Source organism: Salinicola sp. V024 (assembly GCF_052645315.1).
Map to the genome: position 1 here is coordinate 181,289 of NZ_JBQXYB010000008.1, position 25,320 is coordinate 206,608.

General features: G+C 63.2%; 24 protein-coding genes. 7 read left to right on the forward strand and 17 right to left on the reverse strand.

Features of this window, described 5'->3' with window-relative positions; genetic code table 11:
• The first annotated feature begins 304 nt into the window (after positions 1-304).
• Both ACUN9V_RS13465 and ACUN9V_RS13470 read left to right on the forward strand, forming a co-directional pair.
• Positions 305-943 carry a thiol:disulfide interchange protein DsbA/DsbL gene (locus tag ACUN9V_RS13465; RefSeq protein ID WP_110693162.1) on the forward strand — a complete coding sequence of 213 codons (639 nt, stop codon included), beginning with the start codon at positions 305-307 and terminating at the stop codon, positions 941-943.
• A 4-nt stretch (positions 944-947) separates the two neighbouring features.
• On the forward strand, positions 948-1,769 hold the full coding sequence (locus ACUN9V_RS13470; RefSeq protein ID WP_445511755.1) for an endonuclease/exonuclease/phosphatase family protein: 822 nt from the start codon (positions 948-950) through the stop codon (positions 1,767-1,769).
• 150 nt (positions 1,770-1,919) lie between these two features.
• On the opposite strand, the gene nuoN is transcribed toward ACUN9V_RS13470, so the two are convergent.
• The 13 genes from nuoN to ndhC form a co-directional block, all read right to left on the reverse strand.
• Positions 1,920-3,380: an NADH-quinone oxidoreductase subunit NuoN gene (nuoN, locus tag ACUN9V_RS13475; RefSeq protein WP_445511756.1), complete on the reverse strand. Its 1,461-nt coding sequence runs from the start codon at positions 3,378-3,380 to the stop codon at positions 1,920-1,922.
• A complete protein-coding gene (gene nuoM / locus ACUN9V_RS13480) occupies positions 3,377-4,903 on the reverse strand; it encodes an NADH-quinone oxidoreductase subunit M (protein ID WP_075560460.1) in 1,527 nt (508 codons plus the stop codon). The genes nuoN and nuoM overlap by 4 nt, the downstream gene beginning before the upstream one ends.
• A gap of 90 nt (positions 4,904-4,993) precedes the next feature.
• Entirely contained in the window at positions 4,994-6,859 is a 1,866-nt protein-coding gene (gene nuoL / locus ACUN9V_RS13485; protein ID WP_110693165.1) for an NADH-quinone oxidoreductase subunit L, read from the reverse strand.
• Positions 6,856-7,164: an NADH-quinone oxidoreductase subunit NuoK gene (gene nuoK, locus ACUN9V_RS13490; RefSeq protein WP_445511757.1), complete on the reverse strand. Its 309-nt coding sequence runs from the start codon at positions 7,162-7,164 to the stop codon at positions 6,856-6,858. The genes nuoL and nuoK overlap by 4 nt, the downstream gene beginning before the upstream one ends.
• A complete protein-coding gene (gene nuoJ, locus ACUN9V_RS13495; RefSeq protein WP_110693166.1) occupies positions 7,161-7,811 on the reverse strand; it encodes an NADH-quinone oxidoreductase subunit J in 651 nt (216 codons plus the stop codon). The genes nuoK and nuoJ overlap by 4 nt, the downstream gene beginning before the upstream one ends.
• A 256-nt stretch (positions 7,812-8,067) precedes the next feature.
• Positions 8,068-8,616 (reverse strand): NADH-quinone oxidoreductase subunit NuoI, encoded by a 549-nt coding sequence (nuoI, locus tag ACUN9V_RS13500; RefSeq protein WP_075563199.1) that lies wholly within the window; start codon positions 8,614-8,616, stop codon positions 8,068-8,070.
• An 11-nt stretch (positions 8,617-8,627) separates the two neighbouring features.
• The gene (gene nuoH / locus ACUN9V_RS13505; protein ID WP_445511758.1) at positions 8,628-9,611 is read right to left on the reverse strand and encodes an NADH-quinone oxidoreductase subunit NuoH; all 984 of its coding nucleotides are present in this window, start codon (positions 9,609-9,611) and stop codon (positions 8,628-8,630) included.
• Complete coding sequence (gene nuoG / locus ACUN9V_RS13510; RefSeq protein WP_445511759.1) at positions 9,608-12,388, reverse strand: NADH-quinone oxidoreductase subunit NuoG; 2,781 nt, start codon at positions 12,386-12,388, stop codon at positions 9,608-9,610. The genes nuoH and nuoG overlap by 4 nt, the downstream gene beginning before the upstream one ends.
• A gap of 15 nt (positions 12,389-12,403) precedes the next feature.
• A complete protein-coding gene (nuoF, locus tag ACUN9V_RS13515; protein ID WP_075563196.1) occupies positions 12,404-13,744 on the reverse strand; it encodes an NADH-quinone oxidoreductase subunit NuoF in 1,341 nt (446 codons plus the stop codon).
• Positions 13,741-14,250, reverse strand: coding sequence for an NADH-quinone oxidoreductase subunit NuoE (gene nuoE, locus ACUN9V_RS13520; protein WP_439302992.1), 510 nt, complete (start codon positions 14,248-14,250; stop codon positions 13,741-13,743). Before nuoE ends, nuoF begins: the two co-directional genes overlap by 4 nt.
• Positions 14,251-14,323: 73 nt before the next feature.
• Positions 14,324-16,090, reverse strand: coding sequence for an NADH-quinone oxidoreductase subunit C/D (nuoC, locus tag ACUN9V_RS13525; RefSeq protein ID WP_445511760.1), 1,767 nt, complete (start codon positions 16,088-16,090; stop codon positions 14,324-14,326).
• A gap of 120 nt (positions 16,091-16,210) precedes the next feature.
• Positions 16,211-16,888 carry a NuoB/complex I 20 kDa subunit family protein gene (locus tag ACUN9V_RS13530; RefSeq protein WP_075563193.1) on the reverse strand — a complete coding sequence of 226 codons (678 nt, stop codon included), beginning with the start codon at positions 16,886-16,888 and terminating at the stop codon, positions 16,211-16,213.
• 116 nt (positions 16,889-17,004) lie between these two features.
• Positions 17,005-17,478 carry an NADH-quinone oxidoreductase subunit A gene (gene ndhC, locus ACUN9V_RS13535; RefSeq protein ID WP_075563192.1) on the reverse strand — a complete coding sequence of 158 codons (474 nt, stop codon included), beginning with the start codon at positions 17,476-17,478 and terminating at the stop codon, positions 17,005-17,007.
• A 307-nt stretch (positions 17,479-17,785) separates the two neighbouring features.
• Here ndhC and thiD point away from each other — a divergent pair, with 307 nt between their 5' ends.
• Both thiD and ACUN9V_RS13545 read left to right on the forward strand, forming a co-directional pair.
• Positions 17,786-18,607: a bifunctional hydroxymethylpyrimidine kinase/phosphomethylpyrimidine kinase gene (gene thiD, locus ACUN9V_RS13540; protein ID WP_445511761.1), complete on the forward strand. Its 822-nt coding sequence runs from the start codon at positions 17,786-17,788 to the stop codon at positions 18,605-18,607.
• A 176-nt stretch (positions 18,608-18,783) separates the two neighbouring features.
• Positions 18,784-20,031, forward strand: coding sequence for a cation:proton antiporter (locus ACUN9V_RS13545; RefSeq protein WP_075563190.1), 1,248 nt, complete (start codon positions 18,784-18,786; stop codon positions 20,029-20,031).
• Positions 20,032-20,056: 25 nt separating this feature from the next.
• Here ACUN9V_RS13545 and ehuA read toward each other — a convergent pair whose 3' ends face one another.
• The 4 genes from ehuA to ehuB form a co-directional block, all read right to left on the reverse strand.
• On the reverse strand, positions 20,057-20,872 hold the full coding sequence (ehuA, locus tag ACUN9V_RS13550; RefSeq protein WP_110693172.1) for an ectoine/hydroxyectoine ABC transporter ATP-binding protein EhuA: 816 nt from the start codon (positions 20,870-20,872) through the stop codon (positions 20,057-20,059).
• Positions 20,869-21,561 carry an ectoine/hydroxyectoine ABC transporter permease subunit EhuD gene (gene ehuD / locus ACUN9V_RS13555; RefSeq protein ID WP_110654565.1) on the reverse strand — a complete coding sequence of 231 codons (693 nt, stop codon included), beginning with the start codon at positions 21,559-21,561 and terminating at the stop codon, positions 20,869-20,871. Before ehuD ends, ehuA begins: the two co-directional genes overlap by 4 nt.
• 3 nt (positions 21,562-21,564) lie before the next feature.
• Positions 21,565-22,236 carry an ectoine/hydroxyectoine ABC transporter permease subunit EhuC gene (gene ehuC, locus ACUN9V_RS13560; protein ID WP_075563187.1) on the reverse strand — a complete coding sequence of 224 codons (672 nt, stop codon included), beginning with the start codon at positions 22,234-22,236 and terminating at the stop codon, positions 21,565-21,567.
• A 173-nt stretch (positions 22,237-22,409) separates the two neighbouring features.
• Positions 22,410-23,321: an ectoine/hydroxyectoine ABC transporter substrate-binding protein EhuB gene (gene ehuB, locus ACUN9V_RS13565; RefSeq protein ID WP_083627891.1), complete on the reverse strand. Its 912-nt coding sequence runs from the start codon at positions 23,319-23,321 to the stop codon at positions 22,410-22,412.
• Positions 23,322-23,372: 51 nt separating this feature from the next.
• On the opposite strand from ehuB, the gene ACUN9V_RS13570 reads away from it, so the two are divergent.
• The 3 genes from ACUN9V_RS13570 to ACUN9V_RS13580 all read left to right on the forward strand — a co-directional run bounded on the left by ACUN9V_RS13570 (position 23,373) and on the right by ACUN9V_RS13580 (position 25,183).
• On the forward strand, positions 23,373-23,567 hold the full coding sequence (locus tag ACUN9V_RS13570; RefSeq protein WP_439286790.1) for a hypothetical protein: 195 nt from the start codon (positions 23,373-23,375) through the stop codon (positions 23,565-23,567).
• Between the two features lie 230 nt (positions 23,568-23,797).
• A complete protein-coding gene (gene dtd, locus ACUN9V_RS13575; protein WP_439302986.1) occupies positions 23,798-24,235 on the forward strand; it encodes a D-aminoacyl-tRNA deacylase in 438 nt (145 codons plus the stop codon).
• A gap of 171 nt (positions 24,236-24,406) precedes the next feature.
• On the forward strand, positions 24,407-25,183 hold the full coding sequence (locus ACUN9V_RS13580) for an SDR family NAD(P)-dependent oxidoreductase (RefSeq protein ID WP_445511762.1): 777 nt from the start codon (positions 24,407-24,409) through the stop codon (positions 25,181-25,183).
• The last annotated feature ends 137 nt before the right edge of the window (positions 25,184-25,320 follow it).

Genomic DNA, 25,320 nt, shown 5'->3' on the forward strand with positions numbered 1-25,320 from the left:
ATGTTTCGCTCCCGAAGACGAGCGCCCGATGTTTAGCTCCCGAACACGAGCGCCCGATGTTTCGCTCCCGAAGACGAGCGACGGGCACCCTACGCTTTTCCGCTCATTTCTGTCAGGCTAACGGCAAAGGGGTCGGTAGCAGGCTAGCGAGGGAACCTGCCGCCCGTTCGAGGCTCCAATACGGGTAGCGTGGCATTCATCAGCGGTGCAGCGATGTTTTCCGAACGGCGTTCCAGCCTCGACGCTTCGACAACGAAGGCTTCAACCACCGGTTTTCTTTCTCGACATTCAGGAGCAGCAACGCATGATCAAGTCGTTTATGGCGCTATTGGCAGGGCTGACGTTCTCCGGCGCAGTGATGGCGGCGGATATCGTCGAAGGTCAGGACTATCAGGTCATCGACCAGCCGATGAAGACGGAAGTGCCCGCCGACCAGATCGAAGTCACCGAAGTGTTCTGGTATGGCTGCCCCCACTGCTACGCTCTCGAGAAGCCGCTCAACGAGTGGGTCGATCAGCTCCCGGACGACGTCAGCTTCGACCGGATGGCGGCCCCGTTGGGCAAAGTCTGGGAACAGCACGCCATCGCGTTCTATGCGGCCAAGCAGCTGGGTATCGAACATGAAATGCGTCAGGACTTCATGGACGCCATCCACAAGCAGGGTAAGCGGCTGACCGACAAGGACGAGATCGCCGAGTTCTTCACCAACTATGGCGTCAGCAAGGACGAAGCCCTCAAGGCACTCGACTCCTTCGGCGTGAAAAGCGAGATTCAGCAGGCATCGGCCAAGATGCGCGGCTATCAGCTGATGGGCGTGCCCGATCTGATCGTCGATGGCCGCTATGTCGTCACGCCGAACTCCGCCGGCTCGCTGGAGAACATGCCGAAGATCGCCAGCGCGTTGATCGAGAAAGTCCGCGAGGAACGTACCGAGAGCGAGTGACCGAATGTCCGTAGCTGCCTCGACACCCGCCAGCGAGATCGCGCCGACACTGAAGCTGCTGACCTGCAATCTGCAGGTCGGCATCCATACTTCGGCCTATCATCACTATCTCACGCGTAGCTGGCAGCATCTGTTGCCTCACCCCAAACGCAGCTCGCGTCTCGACATCGTCGCCAGCGCTCTGTCGGCGTACGATATCGTCGGGCTCCAGGAGGCCGACGGCGGCAGCTTTCGCTCCAATCATGTCAATCAGGTCGAATATCTCGCCAACCGCTCGGCCTTTGACTTCCACTTCCAGCAGCTCAACCGCAACCTGGGTCACGTCGCTCAGCACAGCAATGGGCTGCTTTCGCGTCTTACCCCCAACCGGGTCGATGAGCATCGGCTGCCGGGAATGCGCGGGCGCGGCGCGATCCATGCTCGCTATGGCGAAGGCCCGGACGCGCTGCACGTCTTCGTCGCGCACCTGGCACTCAGCCAGCGCGGTCGGCTGCGCCAGCTCGACTACCTGGGAGAGATCATCCAGCCGCTGCACCATGTCGTGGTGATGGGCGATCTCAACTGCACGCCGGATCAGCTGCTGGCTCATCCGCGCTTCTGTCGCGCGCTGGATCTCAATCCGCTCAAGCCGCAACTCAGCTATCCGGCCTGGCAACCCCGCCGGGCCCTCGATCATATCCTGCTGTCCTCATCGTTGAGGGCCGAGAAGCCTCGCGTGCTGGAAGCGATGTTCTCCGACCACCTTCCCGTCGCCGTGGACATTCACCTGCCGGCCGCCTGTCGCCGCAGTATCGGGATGGCCCACAGCCGCAGCGCGGATTCCTGAACGCCAAGCCGTTCCGCGCCGATTGAAGACGTGATTGCGACCCATAAAAAAACGCCTCCGAAGAGGCGTTTTTTTGGCAGGGCCCAATGGTTGGGCAGACGTCGTTGGTAACCGTGGCACTGTTGCGAGCGCCACGGGTATTGGCGAGAGTCAGGACCCCGCCACCCAGCTGACCCAGTTGATCATCGGCGTGGGATAGAGTCCCAGCAGGATCACCAGTGCCGCCACCCCGAGCACCACCATGCCGCCGGCGCGTTCGGCCCAGTCGTGGGTGGCATCGCGACGCTGCATGCCGGGTTCGTGGAGGAACAAGGTGACCATTACCCGCAGGTAGTAGTAGAGCCCGATGGCACTACCCAGCACTACGCTGCCCACCAGCCACCAGCGGTGCGCCTCGACACCCACGGCGATGATATAGAACTTGCCGATAAAGCCGGCCGTGAACGGTATCCCCGCCAGCGACAGCATCGATACCGTCATCACCGCCGTGAGATAGGGCCGACGCCAGAACAGACCGCGATAATGGTGAAGGGGGCTGGCATCGGCCGTACCGCCGGTCGCGACGTACGGGCTCGACACCAGTGTGACCACACCGAAGGCTCCGAGGGTCGTCAGCACGTAGGTCACCAGATAGACCCCGACCGTCTCCACCGCGAGCCCGTCGTTGACCACCAGCGCCACCAGCAGATAGCCGAAATGGGCGATCGACGAGTAGCCCAGCAGGCGCTTGAGATCGTTCTGGGTCAGCGCCAGCAGGTTACCCACCAGCATGGTGATCACGGCGATGAAGCCCAGCAGGTCGTGCCACCAGGCTTGGTGGAAGGCCAGCGTCGACTGGAACAGCCGCAGCAGCACCAGGAACACCGCCACCTTGCTGGCGGTGGCCAGGAACGTCGTCGCCGGCCCGGGGCCGCCCTGATAGACATCCGGCGTCCACAGATGGAACGGCACGATGGAGAGCTTGAACGCCAAGCCCACCAGCATCAGGCCAGCGCCGGCCAGCAGCCACGGATCCCCGCCGTCACGCGACAGCGCCGCGCCCAGTTCGGCGAAATCCAGCGTCCCTGTCACCGCATAGAGCAGCGCCATGCCGAACAGTAGAAACGCCGTGGCCGCCGCCGACAGCACCATGTACTTGATGCCGCTCTCCAGCGCCCCCCGATCGCGAAAGGTGTAGGCGAGCATCCCGAACAGCGGCATCGACAGCAGCTCGATGCCGAAGAACAGCGTCGTCATGTGGCGCGCCGAAACCAGCACCAGGCCACCGGCAGCCGCACTCAGCAGTAGCAGGTAGAATTCGTCTCGCGGACCGTCGTAGCCTTCGAGGTAATGATGCGCCAGGGTGACGCAGGCCAGCGTCGACATCAGCACCAGCACCCCGCCGAAACGTGACAGGTCGTCGACCACCAGCACCGAGGTGACGTCGACCGTGCCCATCGTCCAGCCGAACAGCAGCGCCAGCAGGGCGACGTTGAGCCCGATGGCGGTGACGATGGCACTCAGCGTGTGGTTGCGGCGCCAGGCAATCAGCAGCATCACCACGACCACGGTCATGCTGACCACGATCAACGGGGAAATGGCGAGTAGCGCCATCACGGCGTCATGACTCATTGAGGACCTCCCGTCATTGCCCCGACCTGCTGAACACTCTGCTGCACGATTTGCACGGCCCCGGCGGACGTATCCAGCAGCGGCTGCGGATAGATGCCGAAGAACACCACCAGCGCGACGATGCCGAACAGCAGGATCGTCTCGCGCAGATCCAGATCAGCCAGTGGCGTCTCCTCGGCCGGTGGGCCGTAATAGACCCGCTGCATGATGAACAGCGAATAGACGGCGGCCAGAATCAGGCCGGCACTGGCGATCACCACGATCCAGGGCGCCACGCCGAAGGCGCCGAACATCACCATGAACTCGCCGACGAAATTGGCCGTGCCCGGCAAGCCCAGCGATGCCGCCACGAACACCAGCGCAAACCCTGGCAGACCACGGATGCGGCCCCAGAGGCCGCCCATCAGGCGCATGTCGCGGGTGTGCAGACGTTCGTAGAGCTGGCCGGAGAGAATGAACAGCCCCGCCGCGGAAAACGCGTGCGCCACCATCAGCGCGACCACGCCCTGCAGTGCCAGTTCGGTCCCGGCATAGATACCGATCAGCACGAAGCCCATATGGGAAATACTGGTGTAGGCGATCAGGCGCTTGAGATCGCGCTGGCCGCACGCCAGGATCGCGCCGTAGAAGATGCCGATCAGGCCCAGCGTCATCGCTATCGGCGCGAATGCGTGGGACGCCTCGGGAAACAGCGGCAGCGCAAAACGCAACATGCCGTAGGCCGCCGTCTTGAGCAGAATGCCGGCGAGATCGACGCTACCGGCCGTCGGCGCCTGGGCGTGGGCATCCGGCAGCCAGCCGTGCAGCGGCACCACCGGCAGCTTGACCGCGAACGCCACGAAGAAGCCCAGCATCAGCCACCAGGCGGTGGTCTCGGACAGTGGCGTGTTCAGCAGGTCCGCATAGGCGAACGTGTAGTTGCCGGTGGCCGCGTGATGCGCGAATACCAGCCCCAGAATCGCGATCAGCATCAAAAGGCCGCTGGCCTGGGTGTAGATGAAGAACTTGGTCGCGGCACCGATACGCGAACTGCCCTTCGAACCGCTGTGGCCCCACAGCGCGATCAGGAAGTACATCGGCACCAGCATCATTTCCCAGAACAGGAAGAACAGGAACATATCGATGGCGAGAAAGACCCCGACCACACCGCCCAGAATCCACAGCAGGTTAAGGTGGAAGAACCCGACCCGAAGCACGATCTCCTTCCACGAGCAGATCACCGCCATGGCGCCGAGCAGCCCGGTCAGCGCGATCATCAGCAGCGACAGGCCATCGATCGCCAGGTGGACCTGGATGCCAAAGCGCGGAATCCAGTCGGCCTGCCACTCCAGTGTCCAGGCAGCGGCGGCACCTTCGGCCGGCAGGCTGAAGTCGCTGCCGATCCACAGCCCCATCACAAGCAGAAGCTCGAGCAGCATGGTCCCGAGCGCGATCCAGCGCGGCGCTTGGTCTCCGAAGCGTTCCGCCTGCCAGCACAGCAGACCGCCGATGAAGGGGATCAGTATCAGCCAGACCAGAGTCATGAATCAGCCATCCGCGATAGAGTGAATTCCGTTGGTTCCCGACATGCTGTCGCCGGGCCAGCACTGTGCATCGTTGGTGTGCTCATGGCGTCAACCCACCAGCAGGAAGGCGAGCAGCAGCGTCGCCCCCAGCACCATCGACACGGCATAGTGGCGCATCAGCCCCGTCTGGGTCAGGCGCAGCCCGTGATGAGAAGCTCGCGCCAACCACGGCAGGATATTGCATAGCGTGTTGATCCAGTCGTTGCGGTTGACCTTCACCAGCCCTTGATAGGGCCGCACGAACAGCCAGTCATAGAGCGCGTCGAATCCCCAGGCGTTGTGCCAGAAGGTCCAGAGCCTGGCGCCTCGAGGATCGGCCACGCCGCGGCGTACCAGATCGCGCCGACGCATGAACAGCCAGCCGGCGAACAGCACGCCGCCGACCGCCACGATCATCGCGGCGATTTCGAGGATATGAACGCCCATGCCTTCTCCCGCCGGGCCGGCAGGCAGCACGTCGTCCAGCGGCGGTGTCAGCTGGGCGCCGATGGCAGTCGACATCACGATCAGCACCACCAGCGGCACGCCGTGGACCAGGCCTTTGCCGGCATGGGCATCACGGGCGTGGTCGCTCTTGGGTTTGCCGTGGAAGGTGCCGAGAATCAGACGCACGGTGTATATCGACGTCAGCAAAGCCCCGAGCAGGCCGGCCAGCATCAGCACGCCGTGGCCGGAAACGAGCGCCGACACCAGAATGGCGTCCTTGCTGTAGAAGCCGGCCGTCACCAGCGGCAGCGCCGCCAGTGCCGAGCCGCCGACGATGAAACCGGCATAGGTCAGCGGCAGTTTGCGCCATAGCCCGCCGAGGCGGCGCATGTCCTGCTCGTGATGCGTGCAGACGATCACCGAGCCCGCCGACAGGAACAGCAGCGCCTTGAAGAAGGCGTGGATCATCAGGTGGAAGATCGCCGCGTCGAAGGCACCCACGCCCAGCGCCAGGAACATGTAGCCGATCTGGCTCATGGTCGAATAGGCCAGCACGCGCTTGATATCGGTCTGCGCCAGCGCCGCGAAGCCCGCCACCAAGAGCGTCAGCGCACCGATCACGCCGACCAGCAGCAGCACGTCCGGCGCCATCAGGAAGATGCCGTTCATGCGCGCGATCAGATAGACACCCGCGGTAACCATAGTAGCGGCGTGAATCAGTGCCGACACCGGTGTCGGGCCCGCCATGGCGTCCGCCAGCCAGGTGTGCAGCGGCAGCTGGGCCGACTTGCCCACTGCCCCACCGAGCAGCATCAGCGCCGCGAGTTGCGGCATCAGGCTGCCCTCGCTCCAGATTTCCGGCGCCCGTGCCAACAGCGTCTGCAGGTTGAGAGAGCCGAGCTCGACGTAGAGCAGGAACATGCCGATGGCGAGGAAGACATCGCCGGTGCGGGTGATGATGAACGCCTTGAACGCCGCCCAACCGTTGGCCGGGGTGCGGTAGTAGTAGCCGATCAGCAGATAGCTGCAGAGACCCACGCCTTCCCAGCCAAAGTAGAGCAGCAGCAGGTTATCGCCCAGGACCAGCAGAATCATGCTGAACACGAACAGGTTCATGTGACAGAAGAAGCGGGTGATGCCCTCTTCGCCGCGCATGTACCAGGCCGCGAACAGGTGAATGAAGAAGCCGACGCCGGTAATGACGCCCAGCAGCGTCAGCGACAGCCCATCCAGCATCAGCCCCACCGTGGGCTGAAAATCCCCCACCGAAATCCAGTGCCACAGCGTCAGGGTCTGCGCCGACCGGCCGTGATCGTAGAAGTCGATGCCGACCCATAGCGCACACAGCGCGGCCAGCCCGATCGACGCGACACCGACGGTCGCGCTGGCCCGCTCGGAGAGCCGCCCGAACGAGAGTGCCAGGATCAACGATCCCAGTAGCGGAAAGACAAAGGTGAGCGTGAGCAGAACATCCGGGAACGTATTCATCCGCGCAACCTGCTGGCCGAGTCGATATCGAGCGTCTTGAAGCGGCGATAGAGCTGCATCAGCAGCGCCAGGCCCACGCTAGCCTCGGCCGCCGCCAGCGTAATGATCATCAAAAACATTACCTGGCCATCGGCCTGCTGCCAGTACGTGCCGCCAACGATGAACGCAAGCCCGGCCGCGTTCATCATGATTTCCAGGCTCATCAGCACGAACAGCATGTTGCGTCGCGTCATCAGCCCGGCCAGCCCCAGCACGAATAGAATCGCTGCCAGCCACAGGCCGTGTTCTACCGGAATGCCCGTCATGCCTTGCCCTCCTGCGTACCGGCGTCTTTATCGGCGGCGTCGAACGGCGTCTGCCGTGTTTCTCGTGGGGGCGCCGTCCTACGAGTCTGTTCCTCGAGTTCGCGCTGGCCGTTGATTTCACGTTGCCGCTCACGCGCCAGATCGGCTTCATCGTGGGCTTCGCTGCGACCCAGATGGGACGCGGCCACCAATGCCGCCAGCAGCAGCATGGCCGCCAGCTCGACGATCACCAGATAGGGGCCGAACAGCGAGATGCCGACCATCTTGGCAGTCAGGGGGTCGCCGCTGATGCTGCCGCTGTAATCGCCACTGGCAAGCGTGACGATCATCACGATCAGCAATATCGCCGTGAGTACCGCCGGCCCCACCCACGCCTTGGGTTGCAGCCAGGCGCGCTCCTGTTCTACCGCCGATTCGCCGAGATTGAGCATCATCACCACGAACACGAACAGCACCATGATCGCCCCGGCATAGACGATGATCTCCAGAGCGCCGGCAAAAGGCGCGCCGAGGGCGAAGAACACCATCGCCACCGCGATCAGCGAGACGATCAGATAGAGCAGCGCGTGCACCGGATGGGTGCCCGTCACCACGCGCAGCGTGGCGAGAATCGCGACCAGGCCACTCAAGTAAAACGCGATTTGCATGCTTCTCTCCCAGCTTTCGGTCTAACCCGGCTCACGACTCGCCGACTTGGAACTTGTTTACGATCTCGCGAGCTAGAGCCAAGGCTATGCCCGTTCCCTACGGGCCAACGCACTTCCCACATCCCTGTGGGTCGCGAGGCGAAAACACTTGAGGAAAGGACCGGGCTCGCGTACGAGTTTACTTGGGGGTAAACAAGCATCTCGAAAGTGTTTTCAACAAAGTTTGGCCGACGCGCAGCAGATCGTAGGCAGGTTCTCATGGCATCAGCGACTTGACGTTGATCGGCTCGGCCTCGTTCTGCGCCTCGCCCTTGTCCTTGCCGGCAATCGACAGCCCGGCCACGCGATAGAAATTGGTGTTGTGATCCTTGCCCGGACCGTCGATCAGCAGATCCTGCTTCTCGTAGACCAGCTCCTGGCGGCGGAACTCGCTCATTTCGAAGTCCGGCGTCAGCTGAATGGCCGAGGTCGGGCACGCCTCTTCGCACATGCCACAGAAGATGCAGCGCGAAAAATTGATGCGGAAGAACTCCGGATACCAGCGGCCATCCTCTTTCTCGCCCTTCTGTAGCGAGATGCACGCCACCGGGCAGGCCACCGCGCACAGATTGCAGGCCACGCAGCGCTCTTCGCCGTCGGGGTCGCGGGTCAGCACGATACGACCGCGATAGCGCGGCGGAAGATAGACCTGCTCTTCCGGATACTGGACCGTTTCGCGCTTGCGCCAGGCGTGAGAGAACACCATCCACAGCGTGCGCAGCTGGGTACCGGTGCCATTCACGATGTTTCGGATCTGATTGAGCATCGATGATCCCCTCAGGTCGCCGGATCGATGAGCAGAATCATCGCCCCGGTGATCAATAGATTGACGAGTGTCAGCGGGAGACACACCTTCCAGCCGAAGTTCATCACCTTGTCGTAACGCGGTCTCGGCAACGCCGCGCGCAGCAGCACGAACAGGACGATGAAGAACACCGTCTTGAGCAGGAACCAGACGATCGGCGGCAGCAGCGGCCCGTGCCAGCCGCCGAAGAACAGTGTCACCAGCAGCGCCGACATCAGCACGATGCCGATGTACTCGCCGACGAAGAACATGCCCCACTTCATGCCGGAATATTCGATGTGGTAGCCATCGGCCAGCTCCTGCTCGGCCTCGGGCTGATCGAACGGATGGCGATGCGTGACGGCGATGCCGGCGATGATGAAGGTGCAGAAGCCGAAGAACTGCGGAATGATGAACCAGACGTTCTCCTGCGCATTGACGATGTCACGCATGTTGAACGAGCCGGTCATGGCAACGATGCCCATCACCGCCAGCCCCATGAACACCTCGTAGGAGAGCGTCTGGGCGGAGGCACGTAGCGCGCCGAGCAGCGCATACTTGTTGCTGCTGGCCCAGCCCGCGAACAGCACCGCGTAGACGTTGATACCGGCCATGGCGAAGAAGAACAGGATGCCGATATTGAGATCGGCCACGCCCCAGCCGGGCGTGATCGGAATCACGATGAACGACAGCAGCAGCGAGGCCATGGCGATCGCCGGCGCCAGCACGAAGAAAGTGCGATCGGCGAACGGCGGAATCCAGTCTTCCTTGAAGAAGATCTTGAGCATGTCTGCGGCGATCTGCAAAAGCCCGAATGGCCCGACCCGATTGGGGCCGTAGCGGTCCTGCCACAGTGCCAGCAGACGCCGTTCGACCATGCTCAGCACGGCCCCGAAAACGACCACCGCCAGCAGGATGACCACCGCCTGGACCATCGCGATCAGCACTGCCTCGACCTGTGGCGTCCACCAGTTCATGTGCGATCCTCCTCGACTGACACCTGGCCATGATCCGCGCGCGTGACGAGGCCCCAGCGAGTGGCGCTCGGCGTCAATGCCCCGGTACGTTCCTGAATCGTGCCACTGGGCAAACCGACCACGCCCGCCGGCAGACCGGCGCTGAGACGCGCCGGCAGGTCGAAGCTGACCCCGTCGAGCGAGACCGTGACCGCGTCGCCCGCGGCGAGACCCAGCCGAGCGGCGTCGGCCTCGCTCAACGCCACCTGCGGCGCGGCCATGCGCTCGCGAATGGGCTCGGCGCGGCGCGACATCTCGTCGCCACCGAACAGCTGCGGCAGGTCGATCACCTGCCACTCGCCGTCCCGCGCGGTGAAGGCGGCGGGAATTTTGCTGCAGTATTCACCGGCGGCAGCCGCCCGGTCTTTGCTCAGAGCAGGAAACAGCCGTTTACCCGGATCGCCAGCGCGCAGGTGACCGCCGACTTCATCCTGGAACTTGTTCCACGCCTGCGGCGAGTTCCAGCCCGGCGCCCAGGCGAAGGCGACCTCGCGGCGCGGTTCCTGATAGCCGGCGTAACCTTCCATCGAAAAGGCGAACGGCGTATCGAGATCCAGCGGCGCACGGGGCTCGTTGACGTTAATGTCGGCACGCATCGCGGTACGCCCGCTGTAACGGTGGGGTTCGCGGGCGAGCTTCAGGCCGTGGACGCGGAACATCGCTTCCGGCGTCGTCTGATGTAACGGCGCGAACGCCGGCGTCTCCTCGGCGACCGCCTGGGTCAGATCGTCGAGCAGAATCGTCTCCACCGGCTGGCGTTCCAGCGTGGCGTGGAGCGCATGCAGCCAGCGCCAGCTTTCGCGGATGCGGGTATCGGGGCGCATGTAGCTGGGGTCGAACACCTGATAGAAGCGCTGCGCGCGCCCTTCCAAGCTGACCAGAGTGCCGTCGCTCTCGGCGAACGTCCCGGCCGGCAGGGCGACATCGGCGCGCTCCCAGGTCGGCGTTCGCTGGTGGTCGACCACCACCACGGCGACGGCACGATCCAGGGCAGCGTCGATGCGGGCGGCCGGCAGCCGGGTATAGAGGTCGTTTTCGAGAATCACCACGCCGTCGGCGTCGCCCTCGAGTTGCTCCAGCGCCCAGTCGAGAGATTCCCCACCGAGCAGGCCCAGCCCGACACTATTGGCCTCGCGGCGCACCAGGGTCAGGCCGGCATCCGTCTTCTGGCGCCGTGCCAGCGCACGGGCGACGTTGCCCGCCGCCTCGAGAATCGCCATCGAACCCAGCGACTCGCCGGCGATGACCAGCGGCTTCCTGGCCGCCAGCAACGTATCGGCGATGCGTTCGGCCAGTTGGGACGTGGCATCGTCGAGACCTTCGACGGCCGGGGCGGTGGAATCGAGCGCGTGCGCCACGGCAAACCCCAGCCGGGCGATATCGTCGGGCGCAGCACGCTCGGCATGAGCCGCGATACCGTCGAGCTTGGTGACATCCGGCGTCACCAGAAACAGCGGATGGCCGGCATCCTGGGCGATGGTCTTCACCGCCTCGGCGTTCCACTCGGGGATGCCCCGCGCTTCGCCCAGTTCGGCACCCTTGCTGCGCACCGCCTGGCGAACCGAGAGTGCGATCCGTGCCGCGCTCTGAAGCAGGTCTTCGCCCAGCACCAGAATCGCATCGCAATCCTCGATCTCGCGCAGGCTCGGCGTGGTAAGGCCGGCGTCGCGGTTGAGCGCTTCCATCCGCCGGATTCGCGAAAGCTCGCCGGCTTCGATGCCGGTGGAGAAGTTGGCGGCGCCCACCAGCTGGCGCAGCCGATGATTGCTTTCGAGACTGGCCCGCGGCGAGCCGATCCCGATGATTCGCTTGGCGCCGCGCAACGCATCGGCGGCACGGTCCAGTCCTTCGTCGACTTCCATCGGCGTGGTGTCGCTGACGTTGCGACTCTCGGGACGCGTCGGGCGATCCTTGCGGTTGACGTAGCCGTAGCCGAAACGGCCGCGGTCGCAGAGGAAGTAGCCGTTGACGTCGCCGTTGTAGCGATTCTCGATCCGGCGGATGTCACCATAGCGCTCGCCGGGGCTGATATTGCAGCCCGACGCGCACTGGTGGCAGACGCTCGGCGCGAACTGCAGATCCCACTTGCGGGTGTACTGATCGGAGTGGGTCTGGTCGGTAAAGACGCCGGTCGGGCAGACCTCGGTCAGGTTGCCGGAAAACTCGCTCTCCAGGGTGCCGTCGGTAACTCGGCCGAAATAGATGTTGTCGTGAGCACCGAAGGCGCCGAGATCTTCGCCGCCGGCGTAATCCTGATAGAAGCGCGTGCAGCGGTAGCAGGTGATGCAGCGGTTCATCTCGTGGGCGACGAACGGGCCCAGATCCTGATTGCGATGGGTGCGTTTGCGGAAGCGATAACGGCGGCGGTCGTGGCCGGTCATGACCGTCATGTCCTGCAGATGGCAGTGGCCGCCCTCTTCGCAGACCGGGCAGTCGTGCGGGTGATTGACCATCAAAAACTCGATCACCGTCTGACGAAAGACCTTGGCCTCTTCATCGTCGATGGAGATATAGGCGTCGTCCTTGACCGGTGCCATGCACGACATCACCAGCATGCCACGGTCGTCGTCGGCATCCTTGTACTGCTTTACCGCGCACTGGCGGCACGCGCCGACGCTGCCCATCGCCGGGTGCCAGCAGAAATAGGGAATATCCAGGCCCAGCGAAAGGCAAGCGTGGAGCAGGTTGTCGCTGTCTTCGACCTCGTAATCGTTGCCGTCGACGTGAATGGTGGCCATGGCGTCAAACTCCTCCTACACGCTGCCGACCGGGATCGGGTCCGCGTGCGCCTTACCCTTGGGCCGGGTAACGCCGCGCTCGAACTCGTCACGGAAATAGTGGATTGCGGATGCCAGCGGCATCGCCGCCCCCGGCGCATGTGCGCAGAAGGTCTTGCCCGGGCCGAGATCGCGGGCCATCTGTTCGAGCAGTTCGATATCGCCGGGCTCGCCCTCGCCGGCCTCCAGCGCGCGCAGCAGCTTCACGCTCCAAGGTAGGCCGTCACGGCAAGGCGTGCACCAGCCACAGGACTCGCGCGAGAAGAACTCCTCGAGATTGCGGGTCAGCGACACCATGCTCTGGCTGTCGGCAACCACGGTGAGAAGCCCAGTGCCCATACGGCTGCCGGTCTTGCCGATGGTGTCGAAATCGAGCGCCAACTCGAGATGTTCCGGCAGCAGAAAACCGGTACTGCCGCCGCCGGGCAGCCAGCTCTTGAGCGTCAGGCCATCGCGCATGCCGCCGGCGAGTTCGATGATCCGGTTGCCGGTGGTGCCCATCGGCAATTCCCACAGGCCAGGATTGTTGACCTTGCCGGAAACGCCGTAGAGCTTGGTGCCGCCGTCGCTGCTGAGATCGCCGGAGAGCGCCTGGAACCAGTCGGCGCCGTTGTTGACGATGCCCGGCACGTTGCAAAGCGTCTCGACGTTGTTGACCACCGTCGGCAGCCCCCAGGCACCGGACTGGCCGGGAAATGGCGGCTTGGCCCGCGGGTTGGCGCGCTTGCCTTCGAGCGAGTTGATTAGTGCGGTCTCTTCGCCGCAGATATAGCGACCGGCGCCGGTGTGCAGGGCGATATCGAAGTCCCAGCCGCTACCGCGCACGTCGGCGCCCAGCCAGCCCTCGGCGCGAGCGTCGGCGAGCGCGCGCTGGATCGAGGCAGCGGCGCGATGATATTCCCCTCGCAGGAAGATATACCCCTGCTTCGAGCGATTGGCGAAACCGGCGATGATCATGCCCTCGATCAGCAGGTGCGGCTGCTGCTCCATCAGCAAGCGATCCTTGAACGTGCCCGGCTCCATCTCGTCGGCGTTGCAGACGATATAGCCGCGAGGCACGTCGTCGCCCTTCATCGTCAGGCTCCACTTGAACCCGGCCGAGAACCCGGCGCCGCCGCGACCGCGCAGATTGGCGGTCTTGACCTCTTCGGTCAGCGTCTCGTAGGTGTACTGCTCGAGCGCCTTGGTGACCGCTTCATAGCCCTGAGTGCGACAATATTCGTCCAGCAGCACCGGCGACTGATCGTCGTGCAGACGCCAGGTCAGCGGATGGGTCTCGGCACGGCGTTCGCTGGCGGATTGCAGAATGCGGCTCATGCGTAGGCCTCCAGCAGTCGGGGAATCTCGTCCGGCGCGACCGGGCCGTGCAGATCCTCGCCGATCAGAATCGTCGGGCCACGGTCGCAGGCCCCGAGACAGCACACCGGCAGCAGCGTGAAACGCCCGTCCGCCGTGGTCTGGCCCATCTGGATGCCCAGGTGCGCGATAAAGGCGTCGCGCAGTTCCTCATAGTCGGTCAGGAAGCACGAGCTGCTGTCACAGATCAGGATGACGTGTCGGCCGACCGGCTGGCGGAAGATCAGGCTGTAGAACGTCGCCACACCCTCGACGTCGGCGACCCCGATGCCCAACGTCTCGGCAATTGCCGGAATCGCACCGTCCGGCACGTGTCCGTGGCGCTTCTGGACGATCTTCAGCGCCTCGATGCTCGCCGCCTGCGGATAAGGATAGTGCGCACGCTCCTCGAGGATCGCCTCGCGATCGGCGGGGTCGAGCGTGAAGCCGTCGCTGGCGATGGTGCTAGTCGTGGCGGTGCTAGTCATCGTGTTGGTACTAGTCGTCGTGTTAGTACTAGTCGTCGTGCTAGTCATGTCGGTCGTCCCATCTCAACCATCCTCATCGGTCCACATCGGCCATGACGAAGTCGATGCTGCCCAGGTGCGCGATCAGATCCGGCACGAAGCCGCCGCGCATCACGGCGGGGATCTGCTGCAGATGCGGAAAGCTGGGCGTGCGAATGCGCGTGCGGTAGCTCATGGTGCTGCCGTCGCTGGTCAGGTAGTAACTGTTGATGCCCTTGGTCGCCTCGATCATCTGCATCGATTCGGCGGCCGGCAGCACCGGCCCCCACGAAACCTGCAGGAAGTGGGTGATCAGAGTCTCGATATGCTGCAGCATCTTTTCCCGCGGCGGCGGCGTGGTCAGCGGGTGGTCGGCCTTGTAGTCACCTGCCGGCATGTGGTCGATGCACTGCTGGAGGATTCGCACGCTCTGGCGCATCTCCTCGATGCGCAGCATGCCACGATCGAAGGCGTCGCCGTTGACCGCCGTGGGGATCTCGAAATCGAAGTTCTCGTAGCCGGAATAGGGCCGCTTCTTGCGCAGGTCGAAATCGAGCCCGGTGGCGCGCAGGTTGGGGCCGGTCACGCCCCAGTCGAGTGCCTGCTGGGTGTCGAAGGCCGCGACGAACTTGGTGCGGTCGCGGACGATGGCGTTGTCCATCATCGCCTTCTCGTACTCGGCGAGGCGCTTGGGCATCCAGTTGACGAAGCCCTGGACAAGCTTATCCCAGCCGGTGGGCAGGTCGTGGGCGGTGCCGCCGATGCGATACCACGCCGGGTGCATACGGAAACCGGTGATCGCCTCGATCACCTCGTAGGCTTTCTGACGATCGGTGAAGGTGAAGAACACCGGCGTCATCGCGCCCAGATCCTGCAGATAGGTACCCAGAAACAGCAGGTGGCTGTTGATGCGGAACATTTCCGCCATCATCACCCGAATCGTCTTGGCGCGATCGGTGACGGTAATGCCGGCCAGTTTTTCCACCGCCAGCACGTAAGGCAGGTTGTTCATCACCCCGCCGGTGTAGTCGATCCGATCCGTGTAGGGGATGAAACTGTGCCAGGACTGGCGTTCGGCCATCTTCTCGGCGCCGCGATGGTGATAGCCGATGTCCGGCACGCAATCGACCACCTCTTCACCGTCGAGCTGGAGCACGAGCCGGAAAGCGCCGTGGGCCGAGGGGTGGTTGGGGCCGAGGTTGAGAAACATGAACTCGGTCTCTTCGCCCTCGCGCTTCATGCCCCACGCTTCGGGATCGAAACGCAGCGCTTCCTGCTCGACCTCTTGGCCCTTCACGGTCAGCGTGTAGGGGTCGAACTCGGTGGCACGGGCGGAGTAATCCTTGCGCAGCGGATGACCGGCCCAGGTCGGCGGCATCATGATCCGGGTCAGATGAGGATGACCGGCAAAGTCGATCCCGAACAGGTCGAACACTTCGCGCTCGTACCAGTTGGCGTTGACGAATATATCGCTGATCGAGGGCAGCGAAAGATCACGTTCGTGCAACGCGACCTTGATCATCAGATCGGCGTTCCGCTCCACCGACAGCAACTGGTAGAAGACGGTAAAGTCGGACGGCGGCAACCCGCGGCGGTGAGTGCGCAGACGCTCGTCGACGGCGCTCAGGTCATAGAGCATCGAGAACGGTGCCGACAGCTTGCGCAGGTAGACGAGAACGTCGCGCAGCTGCTCGCGCGCGACCCAGATCACCGGCATGGCGGTCATCGTGTCCTGCGGGGTGAAAGCGGCCGCCCCGAAATGTCGCGCCAGTTCCGCCACCACGTCGGCGTGGCCGGCGGTGTCGGAAGCGCTGGAAGTCATCGTGTTCTCGTTTCGAGAATCATCGGCTGCAGTCATGGCTGGCGGCCCCCGGTGCTAAAATCAATGGTCGAAAGCGACCACAAGAATCCATGGCAGGTACGATCGACAAGACCGATCGCACTAGATGCCATCCGGGGTGCGCAGCTCCTTGACCGCAATCCGTCGATCGCGATGCTTTTCGCGCTGAGACGGCATCTCGGCGCGGTAGACACCTTGATCGCCGACCACCCAGGAGAGCGGGCGGCGCTCTTCCTGAATCGACTCCTGGAGCAGCTGGAGGCCTTGAAGAAAAGCCTCGGGACGCGGCGGACAGCCGGGTACGTAGACGTCCACCGGTAGGAACTTGTCGACACCCTGAACCACCGAGTAGATATCGTACATGCCGCCGGAGTTGGCGCACGAACCCATCGAGATCACCCACTTGGGCTCGAGCATCTGGTCGTAGAGCTGCTGGATGACGGGCGCCATCTTGACGAAGCAGGTACCGGCGATGACCATGAAATCGGCCTGCCGCGGAGAGGCGCGAATGACCTCCGCGCCGAAGCGCGCGACATCGTGCGGGGCAGTGAACGCGGTGGTCATCTCCACATAGCAGCAGGAAAGACCGAAATTGTACGGCCACAAGGAGTTCTTGCGCCCCCAGTTCACCGCAGAGTGAAGCACGTCCTCGAGCTTGCCCATGAACACATTGCGATGAACCTGCTGCTTCATCGGATCATCGACAAGCTCGCGTTGGCCGAGAGGATAGCGATCAGCCGCGGAATCGTCTCCCTCCGCGCGGGTCAGGGTGTACTGCATAGTGAGCCTCAACAAACCAGATAGGAAAACGGTCGCGGAAGCACTGGTCAGTCACGGGCGCCAGACTCCCATCATTATCTTTGTCGCGATCGCCGGGGCGATCATTGATGCCCGGCTCAACGCGTTTTCTCTTCTCGGCGGACCTGGCGATCGACGCCAGGTACGGCGGCCAGTTCTCGCGCTCTCGGCGCGTTTTCGTGTCCGCGCTTGCGCGGCGCCCAGTCGAGGGCGCCGACGCGCGCGTCATAGATCAGGCCGGCCAACAGAATGAAGATGAAGACAGCCGCTGCCGCGAATCCCGTCCAGCCCACCTCGCGCACGGAGACGGCCCAGCCGAACAGGTAAACGGCTTCGATATCGAATATCACGAAAAGCATGGCAACGAGGTAGAACTTGACCGAAAAGCGTTGCCGCGCGGACCCGGCACCAACGATACCGGATTCGAAAGGAAGAGATTTGCTGCGGCCGTGGCTACGGCCGCCCAGCAGGCTGGCAGCCCCGATCATCAGCCCGCAGAGTGCCACGACAGCCACCACGAACAACCCGGTAGCCCAGTAGCTGGCAATCCATCCAGAGGCCTGATCGGACATGCGTTCCCTCGCGGAAGTAACGGAACCTCGACGTACGACGACGCGGGTCGAAACTGACAGGTTCGTAAGTTTACGATTTTACACGACAACGACGTAGTAACAAGCCTGCTAATCGTCCCATCGCGGCTCCGCTACCCATCGGATAGCGCCTCCTTCGAGGCGGACAACGCCGGGCTCCGTCATCTACGTAAACTTCTGACTGTCCCCAGGGCGCCAATTTATAGACCGCAGGACTGTGCTGCCATTAGGCAAATGTAGGCCTTTACATTAGGCTAGCCATTCTGACACCCCTTGCAATGTTCAGCACATGCTTTCTCACCCGATTCCCAATGTCTTGACGATCGCCGGCTCGGACCCTTCCGGGGGCGCGGGCCTGCAGGCCGATATCAAGACGCTCTCCGCCCACGGCGCCTACGCCACCAACGTGATTACCGCCGTGATCGCCCAGAACACCCGCGGTGTCCAGACGGTGGAGCCGGTGTCGGCCCGGATGATCCGCGCCCAGCTCGACAACCTGCTCGACGACGTCGCCCTCGATGCGGTCAAGATCGGCATGGTCAGCAGTCGCGAGGTCGCGGAGACGATTGCCGAGGCACTGGGCAGGCGCCGGCCACGCTGGATCGTGCTCGATCCGGTGATGGTCGCCAAGAGCGGTGACCGGCTGGTGGACGACGCCGGCCTGCAGGCGGTAAGGGAAGTCCTGGTGCCGCTCGCCGATGTCATCACACCCAACCTGCCGGAGGCTGCGGCGCTGCTCGGCGCCGATGTACCACGGACGCCGCAGGCGATGGAGATGATGATCGAGGGGCTGGTCACTCTGGGCTCGCGTTATGGTCTGCTGAAAGGCGGCCATCTGCCTTCAGCGCACTGCCCCGATCTGCTGTGGATGCCGGACGGCCAACGCTGGCTGGAGGCGCCGCGTCTGACGACCCGTAATCTCCATGGGGCCGGCTGCGCGCTGTCGTCGGCAATTGCCGCCCGCCTCGCCCACCTGCCCCCCGGCGATAGCGGCGTCGAGGGCGCCATCGACGCGGCCAAGCAGTGGCTGCACCAGGCTCTGCAAGCCAGCGGGCGTTTGAACGTCGGTCAGGGAAAGGGGCCGCCGCATCATTTTCACCGCTGGTGGTAGCGCATCGCGCTGGATGAAGTGAATTTCTCCGGGCAGATCGCCCAATACCCTCTACGCTATCTCTTCCGACGCGCATGGCGGCCTCATTCGCAACGGATGATGGTAACTTGCCATCGCGCTCGATAAAGACTCGGGAATGGATCCCCGAGCGATCACCTAGGGAGATCGTTGCCTGAATGGACCCCCACATCATATTTCTTGGCGGCTTTGGCATCCTGATGTTGCTGGTCGCCTGGGTGCCGGTGCTGATCAAACGACTGCCACTGTCACTACCAATCATCTGTATCGCCATCGGCGCGCTCTTCTTTGCCTTGATCAATGAGAAAGGACTGCAGCCTCGCAACTACCCGCAGATCACCGAGATACTGACCGAGCTCACAGTCATCATTTCATTGGCGGGGGCGGGTCTACGGATCGACGATCCTCTCAAGTGGCGCTTCTGGGCCGACACCAGCCGTCTGCTCAGCATTACCATGCCGTTGACCATCGCCGCCACTGCGATGCTCTGCGCCCTGGCATTGGGATTCCCCTGGGCAACAGCGGTGCTGCTGGGCGCGGTGATCGCGCCGACGGATCCGGTGCTGGCCGCCGACGTTCAGGTCGGGCCGCCGCGCTCCGGCACCAGCGACGGCGTGCGCCGCAGCCTGACCTCGGAAGCAGGACTCAACGACGGTCTCGCCTTTCCGTTCACCTATCTTGCCCTCGCCCTTGCCACTCACGGCCTCACGCTTGGCGACTGGACCTGGCACTGGTTCACGGTGGACGTGCTCTGGCGCATCCTTGCCGGCGCTGGCGCCGGCTGGCTACTCGGCTGGCTACTGGCGATGTTCATGTTCCACTCGGGACGCCTATCGCTGGCCAGCACCGGTCAGGGCTTCGTGGCGCTGGGCGGCACCTTCGTGACCTACGCCGGTGCCGAGGCAATTCACGGCTACGGTTTCATCGCCGTTTTCGTCGGTGCGCTCGCCTTGCGGAGTACCCAGGAGGAGGTCCACGACTATCACATCCGCCTGCACGACTTCACCGAGGAGATCGAGCGGCTGCTGATGATGATGCTGCTGGTGATGTTCGGCGGCGCGCTCGTCGGCCCTGTGCTCGACGGGCTGACCTGGCCCATGGCCGGCGTCGGCCTGGCGATTCTGTTCATAGTCCGGCCGCTCGCCGGCATGATCGGGCTGATCGGCTCACGAATGAAATCGCGGGAGAGAGCGGTCGTCAGCCTGTTCGGCATCCGTGGCGTGGGGTCTTTCTACTATCTCGCCTACGCCACCAATCAGCAGACATTCGGCGAGATCGACAGCGCCTGGACTCTGGTCAGTTTCATCGTGCTCGTGTCGATACTCTTCCACGGCATGACATCGGGTCTGTCGATGGAATGGCTGGATCGGCGCCGCGAGGCCGCTCGACGGCGCGCCAGACGCTGACGCCTCCAGTCCGCGACACCAATGATCAATCGTCCGGGTCGAGCACCGCCTTGAGGAAAGCCTTGGTGCGCTCCTCTTTCGGCGCGGTGAAGATATCCTCGGGCTTGCCCTGCTCCTTGATCCGGCCCTGATCGAAGAAGCAGATCCGGTCGGAAACCTGGCGCGCGAAGTGCATCTCGTGGGTCACCAGCAGCATGGTCAGGTCGTGCTCGTCGGCCAGGGAGCGGATGACGTTCAGCACCTCGCCGACCAGTTCCGGATCCAGCGCCGAGGTCGGCTCGTCGAACAGCATGACCTTGGGTCGCATCGCCAGCGCACGGGCAATCCCCACCCGCTGCTGCTGCCCGCCGGAGAGCTGGTGCGGATACTTGTCGGCCTGATCGGTGAGGCCCACCATCTCCAGCAGTTCCATGCCACGCTTCTTGGCTTCCGCCTTGTTGATGCCGAGCACCTGCACGGGCGCTTCGGTCAGATTGCGCAGCACGGTCATGTGCGGAAACAGATTGAACTGCTGGAAGACCATGCCCATATGGCTGCGCATCTCGCGCAGATGTGGCTCGCCAGCGGGGATCAGCTCGTCGCCGCGGCGCTGATGCCACAGCGGCTCGCCGCCGACATAGACGACGCCATCGTTGATGGGTTCCAGCGTCATCAGGACCCGCAGCACGGTCGACTTGCCGGAGCCGGATGGGCCGATGATGGTGACCTTTTCGCCGCGCTGAACCTCGAAGTCGAGTTCGTCGAGTACCACGTGGTCGCCGAAACGTTTGACGACCTTGTCGAATTTGATGATCGGGTCGCTGCTTTCCGTGGCGTCGCGAATTTCCGTGGCATTGTTCATTTGAGAGACAGGCCTCGTTTGGGCAGATGGGTATCCAGGTAGCGCACACCCAGAGAAGCGATGATCGTCAGGATCAGATAGATTCCGCCAACCATCGTCAGCGGAATCAGATAACCGCCGGTACGGTCGCCGATGATCCGAGCCACGCCGAGCATTTCCAGCACGGTAACCACGCCGAGCACCGGCACATCTTTCATGATCGATACCAGGTAATTACCCAGCGCCGGAATGATGCGCGGAATCGCCTGCGGCAAAATGATGTGAGTAAAGGTTCTGGCCGGTGCCAGATTCAGCGCCCGCGCCGCTTCCCTTTGACCGCTGGCCACCGCTTCGAGGCCGCCACGATAGACTTCCGAGGTGTAGGCACTGTACTGCACGCCTAATGCCAGGGCGCCGGTCAGAAAGGCCGGCAGCGTCAGCCCGAACTCGGGCAGAACGTAGAACAGAAAGAACAGCTGGATCAGCAGCGGCGTGTCGCGGATGAACTCCGTCAACAGCTTGGCTGGCCAGCGGATGAAGCGTGTCGGCGCACTTTTCAGCGCCGCCAGCACCAACCCCAACGCGAGCGCAATGAAGAAGCCGACGACGGTGGCCTCCAGTGTTATCACCAGGCCATGCAGCAGAATCGGAAAGATCGAAACCGCGAAAGCCCACTGGCTGCTGGTATCCCATTCGATGCCGAAAAACATGCGTTATCTCCCCGCCGCGCGCCAGCGGCCAACGTAGCGTTCCAGCAGTTTCATGCACGCAGTGACCACCAGCGCCATGCCGAAATACATGAACAGCACCAGCGTATAGACGGTCACGCTATCCTGGGTGAAGTTACGAATCTGCTCGGCACGAAAGGCCATGTCGCCCAGCGAAATGAGCGATACCAGCGCGGTATCCTTGAGATTCTGCACCGCGAGATTGCCGAAAGTCGGCATCATCTCGGGAATCGCCTGGGGCAGCGTGATCCGCCACAGCCGCTTGCGCCCGGTAAAATTGAGCGCAGTCGCCGCTTCGTACTGCTCCCTGGGTACCGCCTGCACCGCGCCACGCACGACCTCGGCCCCGTAGGCGCCGATATTCAGTGCCAGCGCGGCCACCCCGGCTGCCACCGGCGGGAAGCGCAGATCGAGACCGATCGCCTGTCCCAGGATAGGTAGCGCGAAGTAGATCCAGAACAGCTGAACCAGCAACGATGTACCGCGAAAGATCTCGATATAGGCAACGCTGAACCCCTTGAGCAAGGGGTTGTGGGAAAGCTTGCCGAGACCGAACGCGAAGGCAAACAGACCGCCCAGGATCGTCGAGTAGACCGTGAGCTGCGCGGTCACCCATGCGCCCTGAGCCAGAGGGGCGAGATAGCTCGTCCATTCCATCGGGAAGACTCCGCAGTAACGGGTTCGGACACGACCTGACGAACGGCGCCGACTATGTCGGCACCGTTCGATGACATCGCGGACGCTTCATGGCGATGGCCAGGGCTTTCGTCATGGCCATCGAGCGGACGTCCGCGATCAGATCGAGCTCACAGGCCTGGCTGTGAAAACGCTCAGGAGTCCGCGGTGCAGAGTTCCTTGGTGGTGTGATGGCTGGAGCCGTCGACATCGGCCTGGCTGAAGCCGTAGCCCATCAGCGTCTTGCTCCAGTCGTCGGACTGCTTGTACTTCTCCAGCGCTTCGTTGACCGCGTCACGCAGCTCGGTGTTGTCGCTGTTGAAGGCAAAAGCACCCCAGCTACGTACCTCTTCGCCATCGATAACCGGATCCTTGAACTCACCGGCCGGCTCGACATCGTCGCTCTTTCCGGCCAGTTCGCTGACCGTCAGGCTGGTCGCGGCGTAGGCGTCGGCCCGGCCGGTCGATACGGTCGAGATCGCATCGGCATTGCTGGAGATGGTGACCATGTTGTCCTGGGGAACGCCGAGCGCCTGCAGCATGTCGAGCTGATCAGCCCCGGCCATGATCGCGATCTTGCCGTCGCCGTCGACGAAGTCGCTGAAGGCGTGCAGATCCTTGGGGTTGCCTTGCTTGACCAGCAGGCCTTCGCCATAGGAAGAGTTGGGCTCGGAGTAGATCACCTGCTGGCAGCGATCCGGCAGCACGGCCATCTCGGCCGCGGCGATATCGAATCGATTCGCCTGCAGCCCCGGAATCAGCGAGCTGAAGTTGGTGGTGACCCACTCGATGTCGTCGACGCCCATCTCGTTCATGATATGGCGGATGACATCGGGGCCCGCGCCCTTGGCTTCACCGCTCATGTCCATGTAGCCGTAGGGGATTTCATTGGCGACGGCGATCTTGACCGAGCCGGAATCCTTGATTTCCTGGAGCGAAGCGGCCTGCGCCACGCCGACCGCCAGGCAGGACAGGACGGAACCGGCGATCAACGTGGTAACGCTTCTACCGAGGGTGGTAACGCTCTTGCGCTGAGTCGTGACGTCTTTATTGATGTTATGTCGCATCGTTCAAAATCTCCGTCTGCAAGGTTCGGACCCGCGTCGGCAGGTCGACGATTGAATCGAATTATCGGTGGCGGTGCCCTATCTCTTGTCGTCATGGCCGCCGGTGTCGTCACGGCCGTCTGGCTGGGTCGCGTCGATATTGTCATGATTCGATTGGCCAAAAGCATGACAATTCGTGATAGCGGGGTCTATCTGGATAGTAGCACCTCCCAAGCGCCGGGCGTCAAAGGCTTTATTGCATCATGACAATCGCCGTTGCACGGCGTACTCGATCTGCTGATTCAGCCTCTTTCTTGCTGGAGCACACCGAACACAGCAGCGAGCCGCGTGGCGCCGGTAACATAAACATACGTTCTATTCGCGGCGCTTTTCAATAATGCTTTGCCCGCTATTGATCTCGATCATTTCGTCCTTGGCCCAGCGTGTTAGTCTTCGTTGCAACTATCCATCACTGCCCCGAGGGAGGCCACAGCGTCATGCGAGCCCTGATCCAGCGCGTCAGCCAGGCCTCGGTCAGTGTCGACGGCGAGCTCCTCGGTCAGATCGATCAGGGCTTGCTGGCACTCATCGGCGTGGCCGCCGACGACACTCCGGCGCATGCCGATCGTCTGCTGCACAAGCTACTGAACTATCGCGTATTTGCCGATGACGAAGGCCGCATGAATCGTAATCTGCAGCAGGTCGGTGGCGGCCTGCTGCTGGTCTCCCAGTTCACCCTGGTGGCCGCGACCGACAAAGGGCTACGCCCGAGCTTCTCGAGCGCCGCGCCCCCGGAACACGGCCGCGCCCTGTTCGATCATCTGGTCGCACAGGCCCGCCAGTCCTGGCCCGACACGGCGACCGGACGTTTCGGCGCGAACATGCAGGTCGCGCTCGTCAACGACGGCCCGGTGACGTTCTTGCTGGAAACCTAGGTCTGCTGGAAACTTAGGTACGCTTGAAACCTAGGTTGGCTTGGAAACCTAGCTTCGCTGGGAACTTATCGCCGATAGCGACTCCGGACAATGAAGACGACTGCCGGATTCGATGGCACCGTGCACGACAGGGAACCGCGGCTCGACGCCGCCAGAAAAGGAATTTCGATCATGACCACTCCCCTCGCCATCATTACCGGCGGTGCCCAGGGTATCGGGCTCGCCACGGTGAAATTACTGCTCAAGGACGGCTGGCGAGTCGCCGCGCTGGATCGCGATCCAGAGGCGGTGGCAGAGCTCGATGCGACCTATCCTGAGGCCGCGCTGCTGGCCATGGTGGTAAACGTCGGCGACGAGCTGCAGGTCAAGGAAGCCTTCCACCACTTGTCGGATTGGCAACTGGAGAACGATCAATCCACCGGCGTGGACCTGCTGGTCAACAACGCCGGCATTGCCGACCCGGTCTGCGGTCCGATCGAAGAGCTGGCACTCGAGGACTGGCGGCGATGGCAGGAGAGCCACCTGACCGGAGCCTTCCTGTGCACGCGCGCCGCCGTTCCGGGACTGCGCCGACGCGGCGGCGCCATCGTCAATGTCGCCTCCACTCGCGCGCTGCAGTCGGAGCCGCACTGCGAATCCTACGCCGCCGCCAAGGGCGGGCTGCTGTCGATGACCCATGCCCTGGCCATCAGCCTGGGACCGGACATCCGGGTCAATGCGATCTGCCCCGGCTGGATCGAGACTGGTCCGTGGCAGAAGGCCGGTCAGCGCCACGATCCGGAACATCGCGACATCGACCGCGATCAGCATCCGGTCGGGCGGGTCGGCGAACCGGCCGACGTTGCCGCCACGGTGGCCTTTCTCGCCAGCGACAAGGCAGGCTTCATCACCGGCCAGCACATCAGCGTCGATGGAGGGATGACCAAGAAGATGATCTACGCCGACTAGCCGCGAGCCGCGAAAGCTAACACGGGCTTATTGCGAGAAAAGGGCCAGCGACGTCAGTCGCTGGCCCTTTTCGTAGCTCGTAGCTCGTAGCTCGTAGCTCGTAGCTCGTAGCTCGTAGCTCGGTGCTCGTTGCTCGT

Bases quoted from the DNA above. Each gene is read 5' to 3' on its own strand.
- ACUN9V_RS13465 (WP_110693162.1), top strand. From the start codon at position 305: ATGATCAAGTCGTTTATGGCGCTATTGGCAGGGCTGACGTTCTCCGGC.
- ACUN9V_RS13470 (WP_445511755.1), top strand. From the start codon at position 948: ATGTCCGTAGCTGCCTCGACACCCGCCAGCGAGATCGCGCCGACACTG.
- nuoN (WP_445511756.1), bottom strand. From the start codon at position 3,380: ATGAGTCATGACGCCGTGATGGCGCTACTCGCCATTTCCCCGTTGATC.
- nuoM (WP_075560460.1), bottom strand. From the start codon at position 4,903: ATGACTCTGGTCTGGCTGATACTGATCCCCTTCATCGGCGGTCTGCTG.
- nuoL (WP_110693165.1), bottom strand. From the start codon at position 6,859: ATGAATACGTTCCCGGATGTTCTGCTCACGCTCACCTTTGTCTTTCCG.
- nuoK (WP_445511757.1), bottom strand. From the start codon at position 7,164: ATGACGGGCATTCCGGTAGAACACGGCCTGTGGCTGGCAGCGATTCTA.
- nuoJ (WP_110693166.1), bottom strand. From the start codon at position 7,811: ATGCAAATCGCGTTTTACTTGAGTGGCCTGGTCGCGATTCTCGCCACG.
- nuoI (WP_075563199.1), bottom strand. From the start codon at position 8,616: ATGCTCAATCAGATCCGAAACATCGTGAATGGCACCGGTACCCAGCTG.
- nuoH (WP_445511758.1), bottom strand. From the start codon at position 9,611: ATGAACTGGTGGACGCCACAGGTCGAGGCAGTGCTGATCGCGATGGTC.
- nuoG (WP_445511759.1), bottom strand. From the start codon at position 12,388: ATGGCCACCATTCACGTCGACGGCAACGATTACGAGGTCGAAGACAGC.
- nuoF (WP_075563196.1), bottom strand. From the start codon at position 13,744: ATGAGCCGCATTCTGCAATCCGCCAGCGAACGCCGTGCCGAGACCCAT.
- nuoE (WP_439302992.1), bottom strand. From the start codon at position 14,250: ATGACTAGCACCGCCACGACTAGCACCATCGCCAGCGACGGCTTCACG.
- nuoC (WP_445511760.1), bottom strand. From the start codon at position 16,090: ATGACTTCCAGCGCTTCCGACACCGCCGGCCACGCCGACGTGGTGGCG.
- ACUN9V_RS13530 (WP_075563193.1), bottom strand. From the start codon at position 16,888: ATGCAGTACACCCTGACCCGCGCGGAGGGAGACGATTCCGCGGCTGAT.
- ndhC (WP_075563192.1), bottom strand. From the start codon at position 17,478: ATGTCCGATCAGGCCTCTGGATGGATTGCCAGCTACTGGGCTACCGGG.
- thiD (WP_445511761.1), top strand. From the start codon at position 17,786: ATGCTTTCTCACCCGATTCCCAATGTCTTGACGATCGCCGGCTCGGAC.
- ACUN9V_RS13545 (WP_075563190.1), top strand. From the start codon at position 18,784: ATGGACCCCCACATCATATTTCTTGGCGGCTTTGGCATCCTGATGTTG.
- ehuA (WP_110693172.1), bottom strand. From the start codon at position 20,872: ATGAACAATGCCACGGAAATTCGCGACGCCACGGAAAGCAGCGACCCG.
- ehuD (WP_110654565.1), bottom strand. From the start codon at position 21,561: ATGTTTTTCGGCATCGAATGGGATACCAGCAGCCAGTGGGCTTTCGCG.
- ehuC (WP_075563187.1), bottom strand. From the start codon at position 22,236: ATGGAATGGACGAGCTATCTCGCCCCTCTGGCTCAGGGCGCATGGGTG.
- ehuB (WP_083627891.1), bottom strand. From the start codon at position 23,321: ATGCGACATAACATCAATAAAGACGTCACGACTCAGCGCAAGAGCGTT.
- dtd (WP_439302986.1), top strand. From the start codon at position 23,798: ATGCGAGCCCTGATCCAGCGCGTCAGCCAGGCCTCGGTCAGTGTCGAC.
- ACUN9V_RS13580 (WP_445511762.1), top strand. From the start codon at position 24,407: ATGACCACTCCCCTCGCCATCATTACCGGCGGTGCCCAGGGTATCGGG.